Genomic DNA, 23,433 nt, shown 5'->3' with positions numbered 1-23,433 from the left:
CGGAGGAGTTCACGTAGACTGCTGGTCCGGGATCAAGCAGACTCCCGGCGAGACTTCGGTCCAAGTTCTGCGCAGCACGCAACACGTGGAGCTTGCGCATGGATACCGAAAAGCAACCCTCTCCCCGACGTACAGTTGCCATCCTCTCGCGAGGAGATGCCGTTGCACGTCGAGAAGCCACCTCGAAAAGCGGCCGCTTCGTCGACGTCTTCGAAGCGCTCGCCGCCGTCGGTGTCGAAGGGCGGCCCGCCATCTACGACGAAAGCTTCGCCGACGCCGTCCGCGAAGAACTGCTCGCAGTGGATGGCGTGCTCGTCTGGGTCAACCCGATTCAAGACGGCCGAACCCGCGGCGCGCTCGACGCCCTGCTGCGCGACGTAGCCGCGCAGGGCGTGTGGGTAACCGCTCATCCGGACGTCATCCTCAAGATGGGCACCAAGGAGGTCCTCTATCGCACCCGCTCGATGGGCTGGGGATCGGACACGGCGCTCTATCAAACCGCCGAGGCGATGCGCGCCGAGCTGCCGGCGCGGCTCGCCGCCGGTCCGCGCGTGATCAAACGCAACCGGGGCAACGGCGGCCAAGGCGTCTGGAAGGTCGAGAAGCTGCCTGCCTCCTCCATGATCAGGGTGCTGGACGCGACCAAGGACGCGCCCGAGGAACTCACGCTCGATGATTTCCTTCGTCGCTGCGCGGAGTATTTCGAGAGCGGCAGCGTGATCGACCAGGCGTTCCAGCCTCGTCTGAGCGAGGGCGTGGTGCGCTGCTACATGGCAGGCGATCGCTGCGCCGGTTTCGGCCATCACAAGGTCAAAGCCCTGGTCGAGTCGCCGGCCGCGCGTTCAGAGGCCGGACCGCGGCTCTACTCGTCGAACGCGGACCCGCGCTTCCAGCGGATGCGGCGGTTGATGGAAGACGAGTGGACGCCGCAGCTCACCTCGCTGCTGGACATCGCGCGAGGTGACCTCCCCGCGATCTGGGACGCCGACTTCATGCTCGGCCCCATCCAGGCCGACGGGAGCGACAGCTACGTGCTCGGCGAAATCAACGTCAGCTCGGTGCATCCCTACCCGAGCGAAGCGCCGGCCGAGATCGCCAGGCGGGTTGCCGACCGGCTGCAGCTCAAGCTCTGACGCATGCTGACGGTCAAAGGGCTCAAGCGCCTGCACCTCTCCGTATCATTCGACCTGCAGGACGGCGAATGCGTCGCCCTGCAGGGGCCTTCCGGGGTCGGAAAGACCTTATTGCTCCGCGCCATCGCGGATCTTGATCCCAACGAAGGGACGGTCAAGCTGGACGGAACGCTCCGAGAGGCGATGCCCGCCCCCGCTTGGCGGAGGCGAGTGACGTACCTCGCCGCCGAGCCCGGCTGGTGGTCCGACACCGTGCAAGAGCACTTCGCTGCCTGGGAGGATGCCCTTCCGCTGGTCGCGAGACTGGGGTTGCCCGACGACTGCGGAGCGTGGTCGATTCAAAGACTTTCGACCGGCGAGAGACTGCGGTTGGGACTTGCGCGGGCGCTCATGCTCCGATCCCGGGTGCTCCTGCTGGACGAGCCGACCTCGGCTCTCGACCCGGCAGCCGCTGCGGCCGTGGAAGGTGTGATTGCCGAACGCATTTCGGAGGGAACGAGTGTCCTCTGGACTACCCACGACGGCGGCCAAGCCCGCCGGGTCGGTACCAGGATTTTTGCGATGAGACCCGACGGCGGCATCGAGGAAAGGCGGCCGTGACCTACATCCAGCTTTCGTACGGCAACCTGGTCCTACCCGCACTCCTTGTCGTCATGGACGGCATCTTCTCGCTCGTTCTCCGCCTCAAGCTTGAGAAGCAACTGGCTGTTGCGACCGTGCGCATGGTGGTCCAGCTCGTCCTCGTCGGATACGTGCTGACCTTCCTGTTTGCCGCCGTGTCGCCGCTCTGGACCGCTCTCGCCGCCCTGATCATGGTCTTCTTCGCCTCGCGGGAGATCGTCGCGCGGCAGAAGCGGCGCCTTCAGGGCGTTTGGAAGTACGGCCTGGGCGCGGGATGCACGCTTCTCGCAGCCGGTACGGTCACGATGTTCGCACTCCTGACGGAGCTACGTCCCGATCCCTGGTATCACCCGCGCTACGCGCTGCCTTTGCTGGGCATGATGCTGGGCAACACCATGACCGGAATAAGCCTCGGCCTCGACGTGCTGACGAACAGCCTGGTGCGCGAGCGGGCCGCCGTGGAAGCGTGTCTCGCGCTCGGCGGCAATCGACATCAAGCCCTGCTGCCGGTCATACGGGACGCCTTGAGAAGCGGCTTTATGCCGATCATGAACAGTATGGCGGCGATCGGTCTCGTTTCCTTGCCGGGGATGATGACCGGCCAGATTCTTGCGGGGGTCGAGCCGGTCGATGCAGTTAAATATCAACTGCTGATCATGTTCCTGATTGCCGGCGGGACTGGACTGGGAACGCTGGCGGCCGTCCTGGGAGGCGCTCGCCTGTTGACCGATCATCGGCATCGGCTGCGTCTGGATCGCCTCGCCGCGTAAAAGTCCACTGAGCGCTCTGGACGTTGCTGCCCTTCAGCGCTCCGCGATCCTGCCTCCGTCAGCAACCCGGTCGCTGGGGTGCAGCACCACCCGCGCGCCCGCAGCGAGCCCGGACAAAACCTCGGCGATCCGATTGTTCCGGTGTGCGATGGTCACAGGCACGATCTTGGCGCGCCCGTTGTCGTCGGCAAAAACGGCCCACTGGTCGCCTTTCCGGAATAAGGCGCTCACCGGCACGGTCAGCGCGTCTGGAGCGCTCCAGGTGGTCACGTGGACGACGACCCGGTAGTCGTGCCCGAGCGAGGCCCACGCCTCGGGCGGATCCACGAAGTCGATGGTCACCCGGACCCGCTGCTCCTCGATGCCGAGCGCCGAAACCTTCAGGAAGCCGGCGGGGTCCACCCGGACTACCTTTCCCTTGATCGGCTGCCCGCCCCAGCCGTCGATCCGGACGGGGGCGCCGACCTTGATCTGGACGGCATCGGTCGACAGGAGGTCTGCCACAATCTCCAGATCGAGCGGGTTGCCGATGTCGACGAGACGTGTCCCGGGAAGGACGGTCGCCTCGCTGTCCTGAATGATCGCCAACACGCGTCCGCTCGCCGGCGCCAGCACCCGGATGCAGCAGGTCGGCTCCGCAGAAGGCGCGGCGTTGGCCGGGTCCATCAATCGAGCGGCCAGGCTGTTCCGCACCGCGCGGCGCATCTCGACTTGGGCCTTTGCGCTCGCCAGCGATGCCTCGCTCGTCGCCACCTCGAATTTCGCCTTGTCGAAGGCCTGCGCCGAGGTGGACTGCGTCCGCAGCAGCGTCTGCGCCCGCTGGAATTCAGTACGGGAGAACTCCAGCGCGGCTTCGATCCGCTTCACCTCGGCTTCCTGCTGCTGGATGGCGGCATCTGCAGCCAGAACCTCCGCCTGGAGCTGGTCGCGCGAGCGCACGTCGATGAAGCCCGGCAGCGTCGGCTGCATCAGGGCGATGACGGTCTGGTTGGCGACGACCTCGTCGCCGACGTGAAGCGACGGGCCCTGCTCGCCCAGCGGATGCGACATCCTCAGGACCTTGCCCGCGATGGGCGCCGAGACGGTGTATACGTGGCGCACGTGGGTCATGCCGTCGTCGTCCGCCGTGACTTCGATCGGCCCCTTCGCGACCGTCGCGAGGTCCACCAGAACGGGCCGAGGCCAGGCGAACCAGACCAGCCCTCCCGCGATCGCGGCCAGTGCCGCAGCGCCGATGATACGTTTGGTCCAATTAGCCTGCATGGCTAGTCTCGCGTTTTGAGGACCGCGACGAGGTCCAGGTTGTCGATGCGCTGGCGGATGACGGCCGCGGAAGCGATGGCGGCCAGCACCACCACGGAGGTCGCGATCACGTAGGTCGAGTGCTCGACGACGAGGCGGACGCGCATCAGTTCGCCCGCCAGATTCGTCTTCATGACCCAGGCGAGCCCGTAGCCCATCACCCACCCCGGCGGCTGCGCGATCAGCGTCAGGATAGCCAGCTCGAGCAGCAGTATCCGCAGGACCTCACCGCGGGTGAAACCCAGCACGCGCAGGCTGGCCAGCTCCCGCGCCCGTTCGGACAGCGAAATGCGGGCATTGTTGTAGACGACGCCGAACGCGATCACGGCGGCGAGACCCGTGTAGATACTCGCCATCGTGGTGACGAGCAGCGCGACGGTCTTGCGGAAGTTCGCCAGCGAAACGCGCTGCAGCGCCACGCCGCCGACCGTCGGCATGGACTTCACCGCCGCGTAGAAGTCCTCCTTGCGGTTCTCGTCGAGGCTGAGGTTCACGCTGTTCACGACGGGCGCCTCGCGCATCAGCTTGCGCAGCGCCTCGATGTCCATCATGCCCCTGATGCCGAAATAGTCCTCGACGGTCGCCACGATCGGCATGCTGACCGTGCGACGGGCGCCCTCCAGCAGATCGATCTCGACAATGTCTCCGGCCCGTACGCCGAGTATGTGACCGAGCATGGCAGAGATGGCGAGGCCGGTCTCCGGAAGCGCGACCGGCCGGAGGTCCGCGTCGATGATGCGCCGCAGATCGGCACCGGCGCGCCGACCGCTGATCGTGATCCGACGCTCCAGGTTGCCATGGCGGATTCGGACCGGCACCTCGCGGAACGGCTCGGCCGTCAGAACGCCCGGCAGCCGGTTCACCTGCTGCACGACGTTCTCGATCCGCTTCTCGGCGAAACCGATGGTCGCATCCTGCCGGTCGGCGAGGAAGTAGGTCACGTCGATCAGTTGCTCCATCGTGTCGCGCGTGAACAGCGAGACGACCAGGATCGCGGTCGCCAGCGCCATCCCTAGCGTGGTGAACGCCGCCCGGACCGGATGGCGGGCGATGTTGCGGATCATCATCAGCGTCGGCTGCGAGACGATCTGATCCAGTTGGACGCTCGCCGGCAGCAGCCGCCGGTACACAGGAGGGGCCGGCGGCTGCATCGCGACGGCCGGCGGCAGCTTGACGACCTCGCGCAAGGCCCGCAGCGCGCCGACGGCGGCGGCGGTCGCGCTGAGGGCGCCGGCGACGAGGTATAGATCCGGCGCCTTCGCGAACACCAGGAAGGGGAAGTGGAAGAAATCCCCGAAGAGCGCGGTGACGCGATATCCGAGCCATGTGCCGACGACGCCGCCCAGGATGACTCCGATGACGACGATGAGCGCCACGAACTTGAAGTAGTGCAGCACGATGCTGCTATCGGCGTAACCCAGCGCCTTGAGAAGGCCGATCTGCTCGCGCTCCAGCGCGACCAGCCGGGTCAGGGTGAGATTGACCAGGAAGGCAGCGACCAGAAGGAAGATCGGCGGAAGCGTGCGGCTCATGTTGTTGAGCATGTCGAGCTCATGATCGAGCCAGGCGTGCGAGGTCTGGTCCTTCCGTCCATGGGCGGCCTGGCCGCCGTAGGGATCGAGCAAGGCATCCATCCGCGAGATCACCTCGCGCTCGGAAGCGCCTGGCTGCAGCTTGACCGACACGGCCGAGAAGGCGCCGTCGAGATCGTAGACGCCGGCAAGCGCCTTCTCCGACATCCAGACAATGGCGTAGCGTCGGTCGTCCGGCATCAGGTCGCCGGGCCCCACGGTGTAGACGAACTCCGGGGACAGCGCGGTCCCGACGATGACGAGCTCGCGCTTCTTACCGTTGAGGATGGCCGAGAACCGCGCCCCTTCCGAGAAACCGTGAGCCCGGGCGAACGGCTCGTTGACGACGACCTCCTCGGTCCGTCCCGGCTCTGGAAGTCGTCCGGAGCGGATGTAGAGCCGGTTGAGGTGGGGCTCGCCGTTGTCGGGCAGCGAGACGAACCGCGCGCTGGCCGGCTCGGAAAAGCCGGGAATGTCCAGCAGCGCCGGCTTGGCGATGCGGGTGTCGACGGCCGCGACGCCGGGTATCTCACCGATCCTGTCGGCGAGCGCCTTGGGGGCCCGCTTCGCCTCGGCGAACACATCGCCGAAGCCGAAGCGTTCGTAGTACGCGATCCGGGTCTCTTCCAAGGATCGGTGCGAGCCGACGGCGAGCACAAGCGTGGCGACGCCGCCCCCGACGACCAGCGCGACGGCAAGGACCTGCGCCCAGAGCCGCCTGACGTCCCGGAACAGTTTGATGTCGAGCGCGCTCATGCCGTCACCAGGTGAGCTCGGCTGCTTCCCGCCGGGCCTCGTTCTTCCGGACACGGGCGATCCGGCCGTCGGCGAAGAACAGCACCCTGTCCGCAACCTCTTGGATGCTGGCGTTGTGGGTGATGATGACGGTTGTCGTGCCGAGCTGCCGATTCACCCCCAGCAGCGCCTCGATGACGCGAATGCCGGTTTTGGAGTCGAGCGCGCCCGTCGGCTCGTCGCAGAGCAGCACCGCCGGCCGCTTTGCGATCGCGCGGGCGATGGCCACCCGCTGCTGCTCGCCGCCGGATAGTTGGGCGGGGAAGTGGTGCATCCGTTCGTCGAGGCCGACCAGCGCGAGTGCGTCGGCCGGGCGCATCGGGCTCTTGGCTACTTCGGTGACCAGCGCGACGTTTTCGTACGCCGTGAGGCTCGGCACCAGATTGTAAAACTGGAAGACAAAGCCGACGTGATCGCGACGGTACTTCGTGAGCTCGCGGTCCTCGAGATCCGTCAGGTCCAGATGGCGGAAGAACAACCTGCCGCTGGTCGGCCGGTCGAGACCGCCCATGATGTTGAGCAGCGTCGTCTTGCCGCTGCCGGAAGGGCCGAGCAGAACGACCACTTCCTCCTCGGCGATCTCCAGATCAACGTTGTTCAGGGCATGCACCATGACCTCACCCGAGACGTAGGTCTTGGTCAGGCCCTTCGCTGTGAACACGGCTTCTGTCATGGCTGCCCTTTCGAGGCGCGATTGTCGGCCGGCCCCACCCTCCCGGTATTGACGCAGGTCAGGGCGTAGCGCTCTCCACGACCGCCGCGGTCTTCGGACTGCCGGCGGCTTCGCGGACGAACATCGCAATGCTCGCGGCCCAGACGAGAGCCATGGCAAGCAGCACCCACTTGAAATCGGAATGGATCATGAAGTTGACGGCGGCCATCAACCCGATCGAGAGCCCGCCGGCGATTGCGGCGCCGACCGCAGCGGCTGCCCGATGGTCCCGGAAGGATGTCCACGCCAGAGTAAGCGCGAGCACTCCGGTGGCGCCTATGTAGCCGCCCATTACCCGAAAAACGTGAGTGAGCCACGATGCCAGCCTCGGCCCGATCGACTGCAATTCAGCCGGGGTGAGGCTCATGTACCGGATGTCCTCCGGCAGCAATGGTGGGCGGAGGAAAAGGAAGTAGATGCCGACGCCGATCAACAGGACGCCTGAGGCCGTCAGGAGCACAGACGATGGACGCCAGCGTGTGTCGGGCATCGTGGCCGCCTCCGATCAGCCGTGCCGATAGGTGCTGCCGGTCGAGCCCTGCCCGAGAACTCTACTCAGGCGCGGCAGGAAGCCCGGGACTTCGGCGGCGTACTTCGCATAAGCCTCTCCGAACTCCGACCTAGCGTCCCGCTCCTCGCCGCGGGCGAGCTTCACGTACATGATGGCCAGCACCGGAAACATCGCCAGAGTGAGGATCGTCGGCCACTGCAGCAGGAAGCCGAACATCACCAGGATGAAGCCCACATACTGTGGATGACGCACGTAGCTGTAGGGGCCGGTGGTCGCCAGGCTCCGGGTCTGCTGCGCTTCGTACAGAACGCGCCACGCGGCGGAGATCAGAACGAGCCCGGCCCCGATGAAGATGAAGCTCAGGATGTGGAAGGGACCGGCGTGCGGGTTGGTCTTCCAGCCGAACATCATCTCGAGCAGGTGACCGGCGTCATGGGAGAACCAGTCGACGTTCGGGTAGTGCGATTGCAGCCAGCCCGACAGGAAGTAGATGGTGAGCGGGAAGCCGTACATCTCGACGAACAGCGCGACCAGAAAGGCGCTGAAGGCGCTGAAGGAGCGCCAGTCGCGGGAGGTCTGCGGCTTGAAGAAGCTGTAGGCGAACAGGATGAACACCGCCGAGTTGACGATGACGAGGCTCCAGAGGCCATAGGCGGGCGCCGTGTCGTGCATCACACTCTCCTGGAATCGTTCGGCCGGCCGCCGTGATGGTGGCCGTGTCCGCCGTGCATGAAGAAGTGCATCAGCGGACAGGCGAGGAGCGGCAGCCAGATGAGCAAACCGATCACGTGAGCCCTGTGCTCGGTGAACAGGAGCGCGCCGGCGATGGCCAGAAATCCCAGCAGGACCAGGCCGGCCTTCGCTTTGGTGGACATGCCCTCCTGAGGGCGCTCTTGATATCCCGGATGATCCTGTACCGACATCGGCAAGCTCCTGTGCTCGGAGCAGCTTAGGCGTGCCGCTGCCATCATTGTTGAGCCAGATCAACCGGCACCGTCTGCGGCAGGAACTTTCGCGTGCGCGCTCCATTGGTCCCGATCAGCCAACCGGGAGCGCCGGCGATGTCCTATGCCCGTTTCGCCGCGATGATCGCGGTTTCGACCATCGTGATGTACGGACTGATGTACCTGAACACATGGGCCCTCGATCACGTGTTCTTCAGCCAGACGCGCGCATGGATGGCCCTGCTGATGGGAGCCGTGATGGCCGTCATCATGCTCGGCTTCATGTGGGGCATGTACAAGGACTCGAGGACGAACGCCGCAATCGTGCTGGCGGCGGCCGTCGCGTTCGCAGGGTCTCTGTGGCTGGTGCGGAGCCAGGAAACGGTGGGTGACGTCTCCTACATGGAGGCCATGATTCCGCATCACTCGATCGCCGTCATGACGAGCGAACGGGCCCACATCAAGGATCCGAGGGTGCGCAAGCTCGCCGACGGGATCATCGAGGCCCAGGTCCGGGAGATCGGCGAGATGAAGCAACTGATCGCCGATCTCGAATCCAAGCCGACGCCGGGCGACGCGAAGGACCTGCCTGCCCGGCCGGCGAAATAAGGAATGCCGCGCTACTCGGTCGGTCTGGTTGACCGAGGCTATTTCGGTGGCTTGCCGCCCGGCATTCCCATGCCCGTCGTAGCGCCGCCACGCATCGACGCCATCATCGGCATCATGCCCATCTGGGGCGCCAGCAGCTCGTCTGCGGCCTTCTTCTGATCGTCGGAAAAGCTGCCAACGAGGTTGGCGAGCGCCACCTTCATCGCACGGGTGCCTTCGAGGCGCGCCGCCAGCCATTTTTCCTGGAGCGTCAGCTTTTGGACGAGGTCCGGCGATCCGGTGCTCTGTTGCGCCATCATCATCGAATCGCGCATCTCTCCCAGCGTCTTGGCATTGGTGCGCAGCGCGTCGGCGAACGCGTGCCAGGCAAACGCCTGAGAGTCCGTGATCTTGAGCTCGGTCCGGAGGAACGCGATCCGCCCCTCCACGCGATCGATCGTCTCCATCCCGTCGCCAGACTGGCGCATCATGCCCATCATCCGCATCATGTCGGGCATCTGCATGTTGCCGCCCATCATGTTCATCGTGCCGCCCATCATGCCTTGCGAGGGGCCGGTCCCGCGGGGTGCTTCCGGAGGCGTTGCGGGCTTGGCCGCGGGAGCCTCCTTCTGATCCGGATGATGACCCTGGTGTTCGGCCGGCGACTGTGCCCAGGCATGATACCCGAGCGTCGTGACGAGAAGTGCGGCGAATGTGAGTGCGCGCATGACAAGCTCCCAGGCGCTGTGATTGCTCGGAGTAGAATGACTGGCTCTTGCGGCGGGCGGCTTGATGCGCGTCAATACGTCCGGAGGGCCGCGCCTCGGGGCCTCAATCAATGATGGTTGATCCAGATCAACTCCGTAGCGGGCAGAGCTTCGACACTGGTAACCGCCTAAATCGAGGTTCAAGCACTCGCCGGGTCTTGCAACAGGTCAATATGGCTGACACCCATTCGACTTCCACTGCTCACCTGCCCCTGGTGGTTCGCCGCGGCTCCTGGCGAGACCGACGTACTGCTGATCGTGATGGCAGCATTCCTTGTGGCGTTCGTCTTCATGCTTGGCGTTCTGATGCTGCGGCTGCATCATTTGCCGGAGCACATCGCTCAGAAGGGACAAAAGATCCAATATCAGCTCGTCGCGACGTTGGGGCTCCTTGCGATGTTCACGCACTACAACTTGCTCTGGATCGCCGGCCTGCTGCTGGCCATGATCGATTTCCCGATTTCACAGGTCTGCTCGATGGAATAGCTGGCTCGGTCAAACGGATCGCCTGGCGCAGAACATCGGGCAGCGAAGCCCGAACTTCTTTGCTCGATGGCGTCGAGCGAGTTTGAGGTGCGTCAAGGACGATGCTGGCCAGTTCTGATGGAATGTCTCCGTCCTCAACCGGGAGAACGGACATGATCACCAAGACACTGCTGGCTGCCGTTACGGCCGCCCTGATTGCGCTCCCCGCCGTGGCGCAAACTGCGGATAAAGAAAAGAACGGCCACCATTACAGTGGCGGTCCGAAGACCGAGGTCCCCCACCATATGGGTCCCAAGGAGGCGGTCGGCTCCTCCAAGAAGACGACCTCAGGAGGTCACCACTACACGGGCGGTCCGTCGACATCGAATCCGCATCACATGGGCGACAAGGACAAGTGACCTTTTCCGGCACGGCTGTGCCGGTCCGTCAGTCGGACTGCCGCAGCCATGCCGGCAACAGGACCCTTGCCTAGCCGCGCGCCGTGCTTCGAGAGCCAGCTCTGGAGCTGCTTGATCTCGGTTTCTTGTTCGCTCGTTCCCTTTTCGGCCATCTTACGGATCATCGGATCCTTGGTCTCCTTCAGGACGACCTTGTTCATGTCGATGGCCCCTGGTGATGGGCGATCATCATCTTCACCCAGGCCTTGGTCGGGTCAGGATCCATTCCCTTCTGCACGTCCGCGTTCATCTTCTCCACTACAATGCGGCCGGAATCCCGATCGCGGCCGGCGTGCTCTATCCGACCTTCGGGCTTCTGCTGTCGCCGATAGTTGCTGCCGCCGCCATGGCCTTGTCTTCAGTTAGCGTGGTCGGCAATGCGCTGCGGCTTAGGACTGTGCGGGTCTGACTTCACTGAAGCCGACGAGTTCTCGTCATATAAACTTGGTTTCAGCCCGTTGGAGCGCCGGACTCACGAGGTCTGGATGGATCCGTGCAACTCAAGCTACTGGAACGCCCGGATTGGGCAAAGACCGGATCAGTACGTTCCGAATCTGCACATTGCCGGTGGCACTGCAGCCCGATATGGCCCTCACGGCGCTCCGTCAGTTGCCGCAATGGGGTAAGTTGACACCAACTGCCCATTCAGGGTCACTTGATCGCCGCATCCCTTGCTTCGATCTCGAATTTATTCCACTGACCGGCAGGTTTCGACGCAATCGACACGTTCATTAGTTGGACAGGTTGGTGTCGAGCAGCGCCAGAAGTGAGCGCACTAGCACTAGTTGTCGACGTCCGATGGTTTGTCGTGACGCGGCGCGGGTCCCGGATCTCGACATCTGGTCACAAGGCTTGGTTGAACGCCGCCAGTGATGGCTGGAGGCTGACCGCCGAGGGGTGGGAAGTTCGCGAATTCATGGAAGCCCGATCGATGTCGGAGGCGGTCCAGGGGGCATCACCCAGCGAGACTGCCCCGCCGGTTTTCGACAAAGCGCCCGTTCCTCTGCTGCGGCAGCCCGCCGATCGCGCCAAGCGGCGGCGCGAGCGCAAAGAACGCCGCCGAGAGGCCCGCGAACGAGCGAGGGCGAGTGCCTCCTGATGAGGGCGAGCCAAAAGAAAAAGCCGCCAGCGCAGCTGGGCGGCTTGATAGTCCCGGACCGTCGATTCCCTCCCAGCCCCGAGCGTACCGCCGTTACCTTGTTTGCGGCCATGCCGGCCCGATCTACCGGATGCATTTCGATTCGGCCATTCAGCAGCCAAGTTGTGCACCGGGCTCTTGAAGGGCCGGTAAGGCCTGAAACGAGGAGGACGGGAGCCGAACCCGCGCGGTGTCGTCGGCCGTGACCGGTCCAACGGCTTGGACCACGCCTAGCACCCCGCATCTCGCCCCCGCTTGAAGTTGGCGTCGAGGTCGCAGCGGGTGAGCTAGGCAAGAACATCAGCAGTGCGGTCCAAGACCTCGAACGGATGGCGCTTGGTACGCGGATCGAGCTCGGACCGGCCGCGGTCATGGATCTGACCGGCTTCCGGACGCCCTCTGTCCTCATCGACCGCTTCCGGGCCGGCTTGAAATGGCACGTGCCGTCGTCCGCGGAGGCTCAGAGTGCGGGAGATGCATACCAGCGCAGCAGTCTTACTCCGATGAAAGTCTGTAAACCTCACCGGGTTCGAGGTGCACTTCTTCGAATGTTTTCTGCTGCTTTTCAGACAGGACCGCCGGTAGGATGTGTGCTGTCCAGCCTTCCGGCACGGCCGCAAGGACCAGCGTCACCGCCTGGCTTGGCTTGGCGAAAGCAAGCCATATTTCCGTCGATCCCGAGTCGGACGTCGCCTCGACGATTGTAAACTCTCTGCCGAACGACTCTGCCATGAAGAGTCAACCAGCCCCCGCTGCAGCAGTTTCTAACTTAGAGCGGCTCACTCGGGCGGCTTCAATCCCGGCGATCGCAGCCAATCGCTCATGTGCGAGCCGGTCTCACATTGCCGGGCCTTGCGGATGACCTGCTCCCGTAGGGGCCCGTGCGGAAGCAGTCTTGCTTCCTCGAGCAAACGCTGAGCCTCTTCGGCAAGACGCACTTCCAGAGATCGAGTCTGTTTAAAACGACGCCGCTCCGTCATGGCGCTGCTCCCTTGTTCGAGGAGGGCGGGAGCGCTAGCGGCGTTCTCATCACAGATAGTAGCCGAGGTCCGGGCTGTGATGGCCGACCGTGCGCCGGTGCCGGTCGCCCCGCAAGGAGTATATTTCACAACCTTGTCGGAACTCTTCAGAAATGGCTCAAGAGGTGTAAGCGGCTCAAACCAAGGATTCAGCGGCACTTGGATCAATTCGGCCGTTGACGTGAAATCGTCTGGGGCGCCCAGCGCTGCGCGGACGGTCAACAGCCCATTTTCGTTTGTGTACGGTTTAGCCACATATTAGCCTAGTGGGAAACATTGCGAGGCGAGCGGCCGATGAATCTCGAAGACTTATACCGACTTCTGCGCAGCGAGCATGTCCAGGCACAAGGGATCGTCGACACCCTCGAGGAACCCCTCCTTGTGCTTGACCAGGGGGGATGTGTTCTGACAGCCAACCGCGGGTTCTACGAGACCTTCAGGGTTGGACGGGACGACACGGTTGGGCGCAGCCTGTTCGACCTGGGCGACGGTCAATGGGACATACCCGAACTCAGGCGCCTCGTCGGCGACATCATTCCAAGGTCCACCGCCGTCGTCGGCTACGAAGTTGCAGCCGACTTCCCGGCCATCGGACCGCGAACGATGCTGGTCAGCGCCCGTCGTCTGGTTCACCCCGATAATAACAGCTCCAGCGTCCTGATCCTGTTCGAGGACGTGACCGACAGACGCCATAGCGACGCTCAAAAAGACATTCTCCTCGCCGAGACGCGGCACAGGATGAAGAACCTCCTCGCGATCGTTCGCTCTCTTGCCAATCAGGGCGATGTGGAAGGCCGGTCAGCGAAGGATTACCGGGACGCCTTTCTAGGGCGACTCCAGGCTGTGACCGAAGCCGAGACCCTCGCGCTGGCCAGCAGCGCCGAGGCCGATCTGAGTGCTCTGGTGGAGCAATCGTTGAAGGCTGCGGGCCCGGACCGATACCGGGTGGTCGCCGGACCGGTCATTCGCCTCAGCCGCCGCCAAGTCGTGCCGATGACTCTCATTCTGCATGAATTGGTCACCAACGCCTGGAAATACGGTGCGTTCTCCAAGCCAGGAGGGCTGGTACACTTCGGCTGGCGCAGGTCGGAGGAGGAGGGGGGCAAGGCCGTCCTTCACCTTGATTGGCGCGAGGAAAACGGCCCACCCGTCACTCCGCCCACTCGCTCCGGCTTCGGCTCCAGGCTGATCGATCTCAGCGCGGTGCAGGGCCTAGGGGGTTCTGTGGAACTGAAGTACGAGCCCACCGGTTTACGAGTTCACATCACAGCGCCTTTGGAGTCCTAAAGACCAGGGAGCACTCATGGACGACGCTCCCCGAATATTGGTTGTCGAAGACGAGTACCTGATCGCACTGGAGCTCGACACCGAGCTGAGGGCCGCTGGCTACCGCGTGATCGGCCCGGTCCCGGACATAGATGGCGCTTTAGAGCTTTTGAAGGCTGAGCGGCCCGACGCCGCCATTCTTGATGTCAACTTGGCGGGAAAATGGATCACCCCCGTTGCCGAGACGCTCCGCTCGATGTCCGTGCCCTTCATTCTCGCCAGCGGCTATGTTGCCGCCGACCTCCAGGCCCAACCGGTCCTACGCGATGCGATCAACGTCGGTAAATCGTGGAGGTCCGAATTTCTGCTCACATCTCTTCGCGACGTACTCAAGCGGGTGTAGCTCGTCGCCCGGAGTGGCCTTTCCCTGCCCCATTTTTGAAATGATGTGGGATAGCTGCCGGAACCGAAGGGGCTTAACCTATGTTAATGTCTGCATAGGGAGGTGTCCTATGGCCGGCGAGTACACAGACTGACTGGCAAAGATGATTGCTGCCAGGATCGAGCGGATCAAGGCCGCCAACGAGTTGACTAACGAGCAACTGCGAAAGTCTTACCTGCAACTAGGACTCTCCGAGGCTCTGCTTCAACTCCCGGTCCCGAAAGTCTGGCGTCCTGATCCGCCGAAGGAATAATGCGGCTCATCATATGTTGTAGGTAGCGAGCGTCTACTTTGGTACTTAGGAACCTCATTTCACCCGAGGTCCAATCGTGTCCGAGACTAGGGACACTGAGCCATCGCCACCGCCTCCGCGACTAGGGCCACCGTGTCCCAAGTGCAGCGGGCCCTTGCGGTACACCACATCCATCCTGGACGTGAAGAACGACAGACGGTGCCGATCTATCGATGTGGCGACTGCCACGAAGAAGTGTGGCTGTGAAACTCATAGGCGAATATCCTTGAACGTCCCGCCCAGTTCGAGCGGTTGGCATCTTGGGCTGCTGCGCCTTGCCGATGATGGAAGAGCGAGCTCAGGAGAGCCGGCGTGGGAACGATGGCGCGCCTGACTTCAACCGCCACGGTCAAGAACGCGCCGTATGCCGAGTGCGACGAGAGGCTAGGCGGAGGCCTTCAGAGAATCGAGACGCTTGCGGAGAAACGCCAGCACCATGATCTCGTCGGACGTGAGCTTGGCGTACTGCCGCTTGAACTTCTGAGCGATCTTGGCTTCAATCATCTTCACGAGGTCACCGGACATGTAAGCGTCCAGGACTTCCGGATGCACGTAGCACTTGCGGCAGATTGCCGGTGTGTTGCCGAGCTGCTTCGAGACGCTCTCAATCGCGGCGACGACGTTGCGCTTCGCCTCGGTCTGGCTATCGTACTTCTTCAATTCGATCAGGGCCAAAGCTGCCAAAACCGTCCCCGCCCAAGTGCGGAAATCCTTCGCGCTGAAGTCCTCACCCGTGATGTCCTTGATGTAGGCATTGACGTCGCCGGAATCCACGGTGCGTGGCTGTCCGTCGTCGTCCAGGTACTTGAAGAGCTCGTGTCCCGGTATCTCGGCGCAGCGCTTCACAATCGCGGCTATGCGCTTATCCTCGACCCGGAGCTTCCACTGCTTGCCTGACTTGCCCGTGAAGTCGAACCGAAGGACGCCCCGGCCAACCGCAACGTGCTTGCGCCGCATGGTGGTCAGTCCGTAGGACTTGTTTTTCTCGGCGTATTCCGCGTTGCCGACCCGGATCAAAGTCTTCTCAAGCAGGCTGACGATCGTCGCCAGCACCTTCTCGCGGGGCAGCCCGTCCAGCTTCATGTCGGCGGCGACCCGCTCCCGCAGGGCGGGCAGCGCGGCCGCGAACTGGATGATGTGCTCGTACTTGTTCTGGTCGCGCAGCTCGCGCCATTTCGCGTGGTAGCGGTACTGCTTGCGGCCCCGCGCATCGAGCCCGGTCGCCTGGATGTGACCGTTGGCCGAAGGGCAGATCCACACGGACTCGTAGGCCGGCGGGATCCCGATTGATTTGATGCGTCGGATGATAGTCGCATCGGTGATGCGCTTGCCGTCCTTGTCGTAGTAGCTGAAGGTGGTTCCGGTTCGCTTGCGCGTGTACCCCGGCGCGGAGTCGGTGACGTAGCGAAGGCCCTCTTCCGCGATGGTGGCCGCGACCTCGGCGGTACGGTCTAGGATTTGTTCTTCGGTGCTGGTCTGTCGGAGCATGGGCCGGTCCCTTGGAAGCACCCTGGGGTGAGGCTCCGCTCTTTTCCAAGGGATGAAGATACCGGTTGGTTCCAGTCAGAGGTCGGTGGTGCGATGTGTAACTGCCTGGCAGCGCCGATATCGGGACCTCAAATGAGATGCGGCCGGTTCCTTTGGCAAAGCGCTACGCAGTCGATGGAGACGGCATGGCTCAACTTCAGACAATCGACACAAAGTTCACGGACACGTTCCTCTCAGTCAGTCTTTGCGAAGGCCGCTATGTCCCAATATTCGCTCGATGTATTGCGTCAGCGCTATGTCCTCGAAAAAAGACCGCTCGAGGCCACGGTCGAGGAGATCTTGCGGGCGGACACCCGCGCGGGAGCCCGCGCCATCCTGGCGTCGATCGATAAGAGGCGCTTCGAGAATAGGTCCGAGGGACAGCGCCTGCGCAAGATGCTTCGCTTTGAGACCTCTCTCTGGGAAGGCGGCCACCATGCCGTGGCAGGCGTGGACGAGGCCGGAATGAGCCCTCTTGCGGGGCCGGTCTCCGCTGGCGCGGTGATCCTGAAACCCGGCACACGGATAGTCGGAATCGACGATTCGAAAAAACTCGACGCGGCGGCTCGCGAAGAACTCGCGAACGAGATCAAGGAGAAGGCAGAGAGTTGGTGTGTGGCGTTGGTCGAGGTCGAGGAGATCGACGCGATCAACATCTATTGGGCTGGCATCGAGGCCATGCAGCGTGCGGTCCGGGGGCTAGGGTTGACGCCCCAGCACTTGCTGATCGATGCAAAGCGGTTGAAGGAAATCGATATTCCTCAGCAGGCCATCATCAAAGGCGACGCCAAGTCCGCCAGCATCGCCGCCGCCTCCATCCTCGCGAAAGTCGAGCGCGACAGGGTCATGCGGGCGCTCGACGTGCGACACCCCGGCTACGGATTCGCGGATCACAAGGGCTACCCGGTGCCGGCTCATTATGAGGCGCTCGCCAGGCTTGGCGCGTGCGCAGCTCACCGGAGATCGTTCGGACCTGTACGCAAGGCTCTCGGGTTGCCGCCCCTGCCGCCGTGGCCTCCAGCAGCCGAGCGCGAAGCCGGCTGAACCCGGGTATTTTGCTCCGCGTCCGCTGCCTTAATTTCGCGACCAACTCCTTTCGCGTACGACTTCCTTGGCCTTTTTGTCGGACCGCAGGCCGAGATAGACCGGCTGACGCAACTCTCCCTTGCTGGTCCACTCGGCGAACTTCACTTCCGCGACCAAAGAAGGACGCACCCAGGTCGTGACTTGCTCATCCTTCACCTTGGCAGGGAACGGCGACTTACCTGTCCTGAGCCTCACGAGCTTGCCGTGAAGCTCTTTGAGAACCTGGTGGCTGAAGCCGGTGCCGACGTGGCCGATGTACCGCCATGCATCGTCTTCGCGTACCGCCAGCACGAGGGCGCCGAAGAAGGGGCGCGTTCGCCTCGGCGCCGTGAAGCCGGCGATCACCACCTCCTGCCGCTGTGCGGTCTTCACCTTGAGCCAGTCCGCTGTCCGGCCTCCAGATGCATACGCGCTGTCGGCACGCTTCGCCATGATCCCTTCAAGGCCTTTCTTCTCGGCCTCGGCGAAGAACTTTTTGCCGTCGGCTTTTCGGTGCGGGCTGAATGCGATCAGCTTGTGGCGTGGCAAGATGGCCTTGAGTCGCTTCTTGCGTTCGAGGAGCGGCAGCCCACGCAGGTCCTCGCCGTCTGCGAACATGAGGTCGAACGCGCAATACAAAAGCTTAGCCTCGCGACGCAGGGCATTTTGTAGCAGTTGGAAATGGGATACACCGTCCTTCCCGATCGCGACGAGCTCGCCATCGATCACGGCGTCGCCCTTCACGCTTTCCAGGGCCTGTGCAACCTCAACATACGAATGGCTGATGATCTTGCCGTTGCGGCTGTACAAGGCCACCCTGCCCCCGCGGATCTCAGAGACCATGCGGAATCCGTCGTTATTGTCCTCAAATACCCAATGGGGATCGTCGAAGGGGGCATCGGTGAGCGTCGCCAGCATCGGCTGCAGGCGCTTAGGCAGCGTTGACTCTCGGCTCATTTCGAAGCCGACTGTCGATCGAGAACTCTCTCGGTGCTGCCGGGACGGAATACCCCGAACACACGCGTCCGAACCGAAACGAACGCTTTCCAGAGTTTCGCGAACCAAGGGATCATGAGCAGCTTCGGCTTCACGATGACGAAGAGCCGCTCGACCACCAGAAGGCTGAATGCGTAGCAGGCCACGATCATCGCTGTCCCGGGGATCCAGTGCCCCTCTCCTGCCACGGCTACCGCGACAAGCTTCAGGGGCTCTACGGTAGCTGTCGGGAGTGCCAACAAGAAAAGCGACGGGTAGGGGCCGAGGCCTCCGATAGACCTTCTTAAGCTCATGCGATGCTCCTCCGAGGAAGAACGACAGCAGCCTGCCGGTTGTTCCTGGTAGCGGAACATACGTCGCTTGCTCTCTTTCCATCCGTGCGGGGGCTTGAGAAGGACTGGATGCGCGCCATCGAACACCATAGCGAAGTCAAGGGCGCAGCGTCGCCCTTGGAAAACGAGGTGACCGCCGGGCGTAGCAGCCCGGTCCAGAGACAAGGGACCACGATAGGCAAAGTGCATGTCGTCCGTATCTCGAAGCGTGTGATGCCTCGCCGTCTCATGGATGTTTTGCCATTCCGCTCTATTGGGTCAGCGGGTCGCGCTCCTTTCAACCTTCGCAACTCCCAAGCTTTGCTTGGTCCAGCACTTCGCGTTCCGCGCGTAGCCAGAACTCGGCATCTCTACCGTGTGGCCGCCCCGCACGCTCCCAAAGCTCGTACGCGCGTCGCCTGGTCTCGCGTTCCAGGCTCTCAAGTTTCAGTCTGCAAACTCTGCGGCTGATCTCACCAGCGAATTCTTCGAGGCGCTTCGCGGTCTCCTGATCGGTTATGAGCGCGGCCGCGTGACGAGCCAACCGAAGCTGATGTTCAAGCCGCCGAAGTTCGGACAGGTGGTCAATGAACGCACTCTGCATAGACCGTGATGGCCTCAGGGATTGTCCGACGTCTTAAGTTCGTGGCTGAGGCTTTCCTCCTTCAGCCATTGCTCCGCCTCGTACCAGAACTCATCTATTCGGCCCTCCGGCTTACCAGCTTCCTCCCAAAGCTTGTAGGCCCGGGCACGTACGTCATCTAAATCTACTTCGGTCATGCTGCTTCATCCTCCCTTGCTATACCGTCAGCTGCCAAAGGTACTGGCCGCCGGGACCAGAACTCCAAATTGCGAAAGCAACCTGTTTGGCGGTGCGGAGTTCCCCAGCCGGCAAACCAACAGAGGTGGGCAACTGATCGTCACAGCCGCGCGGCTGGGGTTCGCTGTCGACCGGACGAACCTGGTGTATCGACCATAGGAACGATGGTCCAAGCCGAAACTTGGCTCTGCATGCGTTTCCGACGCATAGGCTCTCCGACGGATGGCCCGAGCGGCCCCAGCCCTGGGCCAACGTCCAGGCCTGGGGTCGTTTCATTGCATAAACAGACCCGACAAGATCAGCCGCCTCTTGTTACGCCTGGGCGTTTGCGAACGGTCCACGTTTTTGGGAGCGTCGGCTCGTGCGTCTCCAAGCTGGTTCAAGTCGGCTTGGCCGACTTCAAGCAAGCCGAGCTCAAGCCGTTCTCCGCATACGTACTCGGTCGCACCAGCTTAGACGGCCCTTTGGAAAGCTCGCGTTGCGCGCTCTGAGATGAGAACTGATCTGCTCGATCGTCCGTCGCGCGACCGGCGCGTCGCAGAATTCACGACACGCAAACCGGCCGGCCAAGATCCCATTGACCGCAACGACATCTCCCTCACCCGTGCCGATGGCGACTCCTGCCCGACCGGACATCGTCGGACGGCTGGTATCCATCTCGGCCTCCTCGGCTGGGAGCAAGCAGGGCTCAGTTCGGCCAGGCAGAGCCAAGGATGATCGAGCAGAAGTTCTGACGGACATAGTTCATGTCCTTCAGCGCCAGGACGTCGGCCTTCACGTTTCCAACCGTCGTCAGCGGTTTCTTAATGATGCCGTTGGCGAAGTGATCGATGATATTCTCCTTGAAGTTTGTCTCGCGCGGATGATGGGCGCAGACGTGATCGCGCTGTTCATGCGTGAAGTCGTGATAGGCGATGCCGAGCACGTCCATTTCCACGCCCGCGGTCACCAGCGCGATGGTCGGTCGCATATGCTCAGGGATTCCGGGCGTGGTGTGGAGGGCGATCGCGGTCCAGACGTCCTCGATGTCACGCGCGGGCACGCCGTAGCTTTTCATGAATTCGCGCGCGGCATTGGCGCCGTCGACCTCGAAGCGCAGATCGGGGCTCGAATATTTCTCGGTGAGACCCATGTCGTGGAACATGGCGCCGAGGTAGAGCAGTTCCGGGTCGTATTTCAACCCGCGGCGCTCGCCAGTGAGCGCGCCCCAAAGGAAGACGCGGCGACTGTGGTTGTAGAGCAGGTCGTCTTCGGTATCGCGCACGAGCTGCGTGGCGGCGCGCGCGATAGCACTGTCTGGCAGGCGGACGCCGGCGATGATCTCAGACATTGAGCAATCTCCTCGGTCGAATAATGGGCTGGTTGCTTGCCGTATTAGGCAACAGAGGCCCGTGCCGGACAACGAACGGGATGCTGCGGATCAGGACAGCCGTACCTCGTTTCCTGACAAAGGTCCGTCGGCGCCTTCGCCAGCAGGAGGCAGCTCCTTCGTCTTTAGCTCGCGATCTATTCCGTTTCCGCACGTCGGAAGCTGGCGCGGTACTGAACAGGGGTCACGCCGAGACGAGTGCTGAAGACGATCCTCATCCGGTCCGCCGACCCGAAGCCGCAATCGAAAGCGACCGCCTTCAGCGGCCGGTCGCTTGCTTCCAGCATCATGCGCGCCGCATCGACCCGGGCGCGCTCGATGAAATCGTGCGGCGTGGTCCCGGTCGCCTGCACAAAATGTCGTGCCAGATTCCGGGCGCTCATGCCGACGACCGCGGTCAGCGACTCCAGGGTGTGGCGATCCCCAATGTTCGCCATAACATGGTCCTGGATGCGCGCGATCGGTGATTCGGGGTCGACAGGTGCTGTGAGATACGGGCTGAACTGCGACTGTCCGCCTTGGCGCTGGGCAACCACGACCAGCCGCTTGGCGACCTTGAGCGCCGTTTCAGCGCCGTGCCGCTGCCCGACGAGCGCCAAGCCGAGATCTATCCCCGCAGTCACCCCGGCCGCGGTGATCAGCCGTCCATCGCGCACATAGATCAGATCAGGTTCGACTTTTGCCTTCGGAAACCTGGCCGCCAGCGCCTGTGCATCCTGCCAATGGGTTGTGACCCGCCGATCGTCCAGGAGACCGGCATAGCCAAGCACGAAAGCCCCGGTGCAGATCGACCCATAGATGCTCGAGCGCCACGGCAGCTCCTTGACCCAGTGAAGCAGGCACGGTTCGGGCTCCACTTCCGGTGGCGTCGGAGTGCCGGCCACCAGAACGATGTCGAAGCCGCCTATCGCGTCCTCGAAGGTCAGGTCGGCGACCATGCATAGGCCGTTGGACGCGCGGAGCGGATTGCGGTGAGCAGCAACCAATACCGTTTCGTAGCGATCAGAGCTGCCGAGAAACGTGTTCGCCTCGCTGAACACATCCATTGGCCCCGCCACGTCCAGGGCCTGCACCCCCTCACAGACGACGATTGCGACAGCTTGTACCGGCACCTGTTACTGCCTCTCCACTCTGGAGCCTAATTATGCAGGTAGTCCGGCCACTGCAAAAGGTCCGGCGCGATCGGGAGGCAACAGAACGAGCATCCGTGCACGCGGGATCAACCAGGGACTATGGATCTATTGGTCGATTTTGCTCTCCCAGCGGCTAACCAGGCGGCCTATGCGGGTCCAAAAAACACCGTCACGGCAACAGGCGAATTTGTCGCGCCATCATTGTGATCCCGGCGCCTTGTCTGGCATCGTTAGGGGTTCATCCTTGGAATCCACAACGAAGACTGCCACTAAGCTGGCGGGCTCGTTGTCATTCGCGTTCTCACTGACCCTGTGATGTGAACCGGGCATTTCGTAAAAGCTTTCGTCTGCGTGATAGATCTTCGCGGGTTCGTCGCCGACTTGGCTACGGATGGCCCCGGACAGCACATAGGCGTAGATAAAAGCTGACGCTGCGTGGTGATGAGCGAGCGATTTGGCCCCGGGAGGATAAGTCACGGTCACAGCAACCAGCCTCTTTCCTTCGACATTCGGCAGTGCGTGCGCGAAGGCGACTTTCACCTGCTCCCCGTCCTGCGCGTTCGCCGGCGAAGCTCCGAGCGCGATCGTTGCTGCTATCAGCGGGATGGCGGCCGTTCGCATTGCTCTTCTCGCTGCTTTTGCTGTCATACCGCGAGGGTTTGATACCGCACCAACCCGATAGGAAAATCCACTGATCGACATTATCGCACCTTCTCCTCTAACGAGCTCACGCAAGATAGTCCTAGTCATGATGGTGAGCCTGGCGCTGGGAATCCGGGAAGGGCGAAGCAGCGATCAGGTCGCAGGCGTTGGGGCTTTTGAACCCCGGGATGAAGCGTTCGCAGACGGCGGCGTTGACGGTGCCATACGTCGTCGCTGGCTTGTGCGCAAAACCGGCGAAATACTCCTGAATGAAGCCTTCTTTGAAATTTGTGCGCGGGTACTTGGCGATAATTTCCTCGCGCAGCTCCGCTGGGAACTGATCAAACCCCACTCCGATGACATCGAGAAGCACACCCGAGTTCAGGAGCGCCACTTCGGGCCCCATATGCTTCGGGATGCCGGGAGTGGTATGCAGCGCAATTGCTTCCCAGACGGTCTGCACCTGATCTTCTGCGATGTTGTGGGTGCGAAGAAACTGTCGGGCCGCATTTGCGCCATCGACTTCGAAGCGTTCGTCTGGGCTCGAGAACTTCTTGATCAGGCCGAGATCGTGAAATGCGGCAGCGACGTAAAGGAGCTCACGGTCGAAGTGCAGATTCCTCTGTCGACCCTGCTCAGCCGCGAACAGGTAGACGCGGAGCGAGTGATTAAACAACAGATCGGTGGAATGTTCGCGCAAGATGTCTGTCGCCTCTTTCGCGAGCAAGGAATCGGGAATGACGAGAGCCTGGGCGAGATTTCGGGTTGCCATTGTT

28 protein-coding genes are annotated in these 23,433 nt (G+C 62.7%); 9 read left to right on the top strand and 19 right to left on the bottom strand.

What is annotated here, in order from left to right:
• Positions 1-98: 98 nt before the first annotated feature.
• Genes BRAGE_RS0109075 through BRAGE_RS0109065 form a run of 3 tightly spaced genes read left to right on the top strand, consistent with a single transcriptional unit; the run spans position 99 to position 2,524 of the window.
• Positions 99-1,133 (top strand): Cj0069 family protein, encoded by a 1,035-nt coding sequence (locus BRAGE_RS0109075; protein WP_027559935.1) that lies wholly within the window; start codon positions 99-101, stop codon positions 1,131-1,133.
• 3 nt (positions 1,134-1,136) lie between these two features.
• Complete coding sequence (locus tag BRAGE_RS0109070) at positions 1,137-1,733, top strand: ABC transporter ATP-binding protein (protein ID WP_027559936.1); 597 nt, start codon at positions 1,137-1,139, stop codon at positions 1,731-1,733.
• On the top strand, positions 1,730-2,524 hold the full coding sequence (locus tag BRAGE_RS0109065; protein ID WP_027559937.1) for an ABC transporter permease: 795 nt from the start codon (positions 1,730-1,732) through the stop codon (positions 2,522-2,524). The genes BRAGE_RS0109070 and BRAGE_RS0109065 overlap by 4 nt, the downstream gene beginning before the upstream one ends.
• A 33-nt stretch (positions 2,525-2,557) precedes the next feature.
• Here BRAGE_RS0109065 and BRAGE_RS0109060 read toward each other — a convergent pair whose 3' ends face one another.
• Genes BRAGE_RS0109060 through BRAGE_RS0109035 form a run of 6 tightly spaced genes read right to left on the bottom strand, consistent with a single transcriptional unit; the run spans position 2,558 to position 8,338 of the window.
• A complete protein-coding gene (locus tag BRAGE_RS0109060; RefSeq protein WP_027559938.1) occupies positions 2,558-3,787 on the bottom strand; it encodes an efflux RND transporter periplasmic adaptor subunit in 1,230 nt (409 codons plus the stop codon).
• A gap of 2 nt (positions 3,788-3,789) precedes the next feature.
• Positions 3,790-6,153 (bottom strand): ABC transporter permease, encoded by a 2,364-nt coding sequence (locus BRAGE_RS0109055; RefSeq protein ID WP_027559939.1) that lies wholly within the window; start codon positions 6,151-6,153, stop codon positions 3,790-3,792.
• A 4-nt stretch (positions 6,154-6,157) separates the two neighbouring features.
• Positions 6,158-6,865: an ABC transporter ATP-binding protein gene (locus BRAGE_RS0109050; protein ID WP_027559940.1), complete on the bottom strand. Its 708-nt coding sequence runs from the start codon at positions 6,863-6,865 to the stop codon at positions 6,158-6,160.
• 58 nt (positions 6,866-6,923) lie between these two features.
• Complete coding sequence (locus BRAGE_RS0109045) at positions 6,924-7,394, bottom strand: hypothetical protein (RefSeq protein WP_027559941.1); 471 nt, start codon at positions 7,392-7,394, stop codon at positions 6,924-6,926.
• Between the two features lie 15 nt (positions 7,395-7,409).
• Positions 7,410-8,087 carry a methyltransferase family protein gene (locus BRAGE_RS0109040; RefSeq protein WP_027559942.1) on the bottom strand — a complete coding sequence of 226 codons (678 nt, stop codon included), beginning with the start codon at positions 8,085-8,087 and terminating at the stop codon, positions 7,410-7,412.
• On the bottom strand, positions 8,087-8,338 hold the full coding sequence (locus tag BRAGE_RS0109035; protein WP_027559943.1) for a DUF2933 domain-containing protein: 252 nt from the start codon (positions 8,336-8,338) through the stop codon (positions 8,087-8,089). Before BRAGE_RS0109035 ends, BRAGE_RS0109040 begins: the two co-directional genes overlap by 1 nt.
• Before the next feature lie 138 nt (positions 8,339-8,476).
• Here BRAGE_RS0109035 and BRAGE_RS0109030 point away from each other — a divergent pair, with 138 nt between their 5' ends.
• Positions 8,477-8,968 (top strand): DUF305 domain-containing protein, encoded by a 492-nt coding sequence (locus BRAGE_RS0109030; protein WP_027559944.1) that lies wholly within the window; start codon positions 8,477-8,479, stop codon positions 8,966-8,968.
• A gap of 38 nt (positions 8,969-9,006) precedes the next feature.
• Here BRAGE_RS0109030 and BRAGE_RS48060 read toward each other — a convergent pair whose 3' ends face one another.
• Entirely contained in the window at positions 9,007-9,675 is a 669-nt protein-coding gene (locus BRAGE_RS48060) for a Spy/CpxP family protein refolding chaperone (RefSeq protein ID WP_035729508.1), read from the bottom strand.
• Between the two features lie 315 nt (positions 9,676-9,990).
• Between BRAGE_RS48060 and BRAGE_RS48055 the strand changes: the two genes are divergently transcribed.
• The gene (locus BRAGE_RS48055; protein WP_141263343.1) at positions 9,991-10,200 is read left to right on the top strand and encodes a hypothetical protein; all 210 of its coding nucleotides are present in this window, start codon (positions 9,991-9,993) and stop codon (positions 10,198-10,200) included.
• A gap of 152 nt (positions 10,201-10,352) precedes the next feature.
• Entirely contained in the window at positions 10,353-10,598 is a 246-nt protein-coding gene (locus BRAGE_RS0109015; RefSeq protein ID WP_027559945.1) for a hypothetical protein, read from the top strand.
• Here the strand turns inward: BRAGE_RS0109015 and BRAGE_RS52105 are convergent.
• The 3 genes from BRAGE_RS52105 to BRAGE_RS57870 all read right to left on the bottom strand — a co-directional run bounded on the left by BRAGE_RS52105 (position 10,574) and on the right by BRAGE_RS57870 (position 13,016).
• Complete coding sequence (locus tag BRAGE_RS52105; protein WP_027559946.1) at positions 10,574-10,798, bottom strand: DUF305 domain-containing protein; 225 nt, start codon at positions 10,796-10,798, stop codon at positions 10,574-10,576. The two genes, BRAGE_RS0109015 and BRAGE_RS52105, sit on opposite strands and share 25 nt — an antisense overlap.
• Positions 10,799-12,270: 1,472 nt before the next feature.
• On the bottom strand, positions 12,271-12,507 hold the full coding sequence (locus tag BRAGE_RS48045; protein WP_035729505.1) for a hypothetical protein: 237 nt from the start codon (positions 12,505-12,507) through the stop codon (positions 12,271-12,273).
• 47 nt (positions 12,508-12,554) lie between these two features.
• A complete protein-coding gene (locus BRAGE_RS57870; RefSeq protein WP_430642170.1) occupies positions 12,555-13,016 on the bottom strand; it encodes a hypothetical protein in 462 nt (153 codons plus the stop codon).
• Positions 13,017-13,088: 72 nt separating this feature from the next.
• Between BRAGE_RS57870 and BRAGE_RS0108985 the strand changes: the two genes are divergently transcribed.
• The gene (locus BRAGE_RS0108985) at positions 13,089-14,081 is read left to right on the top strand and encodes a sensor histidine kinase (RefSeq protein WP_027559947.1); all 993 of its coding nucleotides are present in this window, start codon (positions 13,089-13,091) and stop codon (positions 14,079-14,081) included.
• Positions 14,082-14,097: 16 nt separating this feature from the next.
• Positions 14,098-14,463, top strand: coding sequence for a response regulator (locus tag BRAGE_RS0108980; RefSeq protein WP_027559948.1), 366 nt, complete (start codon positions 14,098-14,100; stop codon positions 14,461-14,463).
• 715 nt (positions 14,464-15,178) lie between these two features.
• Here the strand turns inward: BRAGE_RS0108980 and BRAGE_RS0108970 are convergent.
• Positions 15,179-16,282, bottom strand: a complete 1,104-nt coding sequence (locus BRAGE_RS0108970) for a DNA topoisomerase IB (protein WP_027559949.1) — start codon at positions 16,280-16,282, stop codon at positions 15,179-15,181.
• A 258-nt stretch (positions 16,283-16,540) separates the two neighbouring features.
• On the opposite strand from BRAGE_RS0108970, the gene BRAGE_RS0108965 reads away from it, so the two are divergent.
• Complete coding sequence (locus BRAGE_RS0108965) at positions 16,541-17,365, top strand: ribonuclease HII (protein ID WP_027559950.1); 825 nt, start codon at positions 16,541-16,543, stop codon at positions 17,363-17,365.
• A gap of 30 nt (positions 17,366-17,395) precedes the next feature.
• Here the strand turns inward: BRAGE_RS0108965 and ligD are convergent, their stop codons facing one another.
• The 8 genes from ligD to BRAGE_RS0108925 form a co-directional block, all read right to left on the bottom strand.
• On the bottom strand, positions 17,396-18,343 hold the full coding sequence (ligD, locus tag BRAGE_RS0108960; protein ID WP_027559951.1) for a non-homologous end-joining DNA ligase: 948 nt from the start codon (positions 18,341-18,343) through the stop codon (positions 17,396-17,398).
• The gene (locus tag BRAGE_RS0108955) at positions 18,340-18,675 is read right to left on the bottom strand and encodes a hypothetical protein (protein WP_027559952.1); all 336 of its coding nucleotides are present in this window, start codon (positions 18,673-18,675) and stop codon (positions 18,340-18,342) included. The genes ligD and BRAGE_RS0108955 overlap by 4 nt, the downstream gene beginning before the upstream one ends.
• Before the next feature lie 316 nt (positions 18,676-18,991).
• The gene (locus BRAGE_RS52520; RefSeq protein WP_084334428.1) at positions 18,992-19,297 is read right to left on the bottom strand and encodes a DUF2934 domain-containing protein; all 306 of its coding nucleotides are present in this window, start codon (positions 19,295-19,297) and stop codon (positions 18,992-18,994) included.
• Between the two features lie 14 nt (positions 19,298-19,311).
• Positions 19,312-19,473 carry a DUF2934 domain-containing protein gene (locus BRAGE_RS52515; protein WP_084334430.1) on the bottom strand — a complete coding sequence of 54 codons (162 nt, stop codon included), beginning with the start codon at positions 19,471-19,473 and terminating at the stop codon, positions 19,312-19,314.
• A gap of 728 nt (positions 19,474-20,201) precedes the next feature.
• A complete protein-coding gene (locus BRAGE_RS0108940) occupies positions 20,202-20,843 on the bottom strand; it encodes an HD domain-containing protein (protein WP_027559954.1) in 642 nt (213 codons plus the stop codon).
• A gap of 176 nt (positions 20,844-21,019) precedes the next feature.
• Positions 21,020-21,994, bottom strand: a complete 975-nt coding sequence (locus tag BRAGE_RS0108935; RefSeq protein ID WP_027559955.1) for a GlxA family transcriptional regulator — start codon at positions 21,992-21,994, stop codon at positions 21,020-21,022.
• 219 nt (positions 21,995-22,213) lie between these two features.
• Complete coding sequence (locus BRAGE_RS0108930) at positions 22,214-22,636, bottom strand: cupin domain-containing protein (RefSeq protein ID WP_027559956.1); 423 nt, start codon at positions 22,634-22,636, stop codon at positions 22,214-22,216.
• Between the two features lie 121 nt (positions 22,637-22,757).
• On the bottom strand, positions 22,758-23,429 hold the full coding sequence (locus BRAGE_RS0108925; protein ID WP_027559957.1) for an HD domain-containing protein: 672 nt from the start codon (positions 23,427-23,429) through the stop codon (positions 22,758-22,760).
• Positions 23,430-23,433: the final 4 nt, after the last annotated feature.

Origin of the sequence: Bradyrhizobium genosp. SA-4 str. CB756, assembly GCF_000473125.1 — a bacterium.
Taxonomy (GTDB): Bacteria; Pseudomonadota; Alphaproteobacteria; order Rhizobiales; family Xanthobacteraceae; genus Bradyrhizobium; species Bradyrhizobium arachidis.
This window is presented reverse-complemented; position numbering and strand designations above follow the sequence as displayed.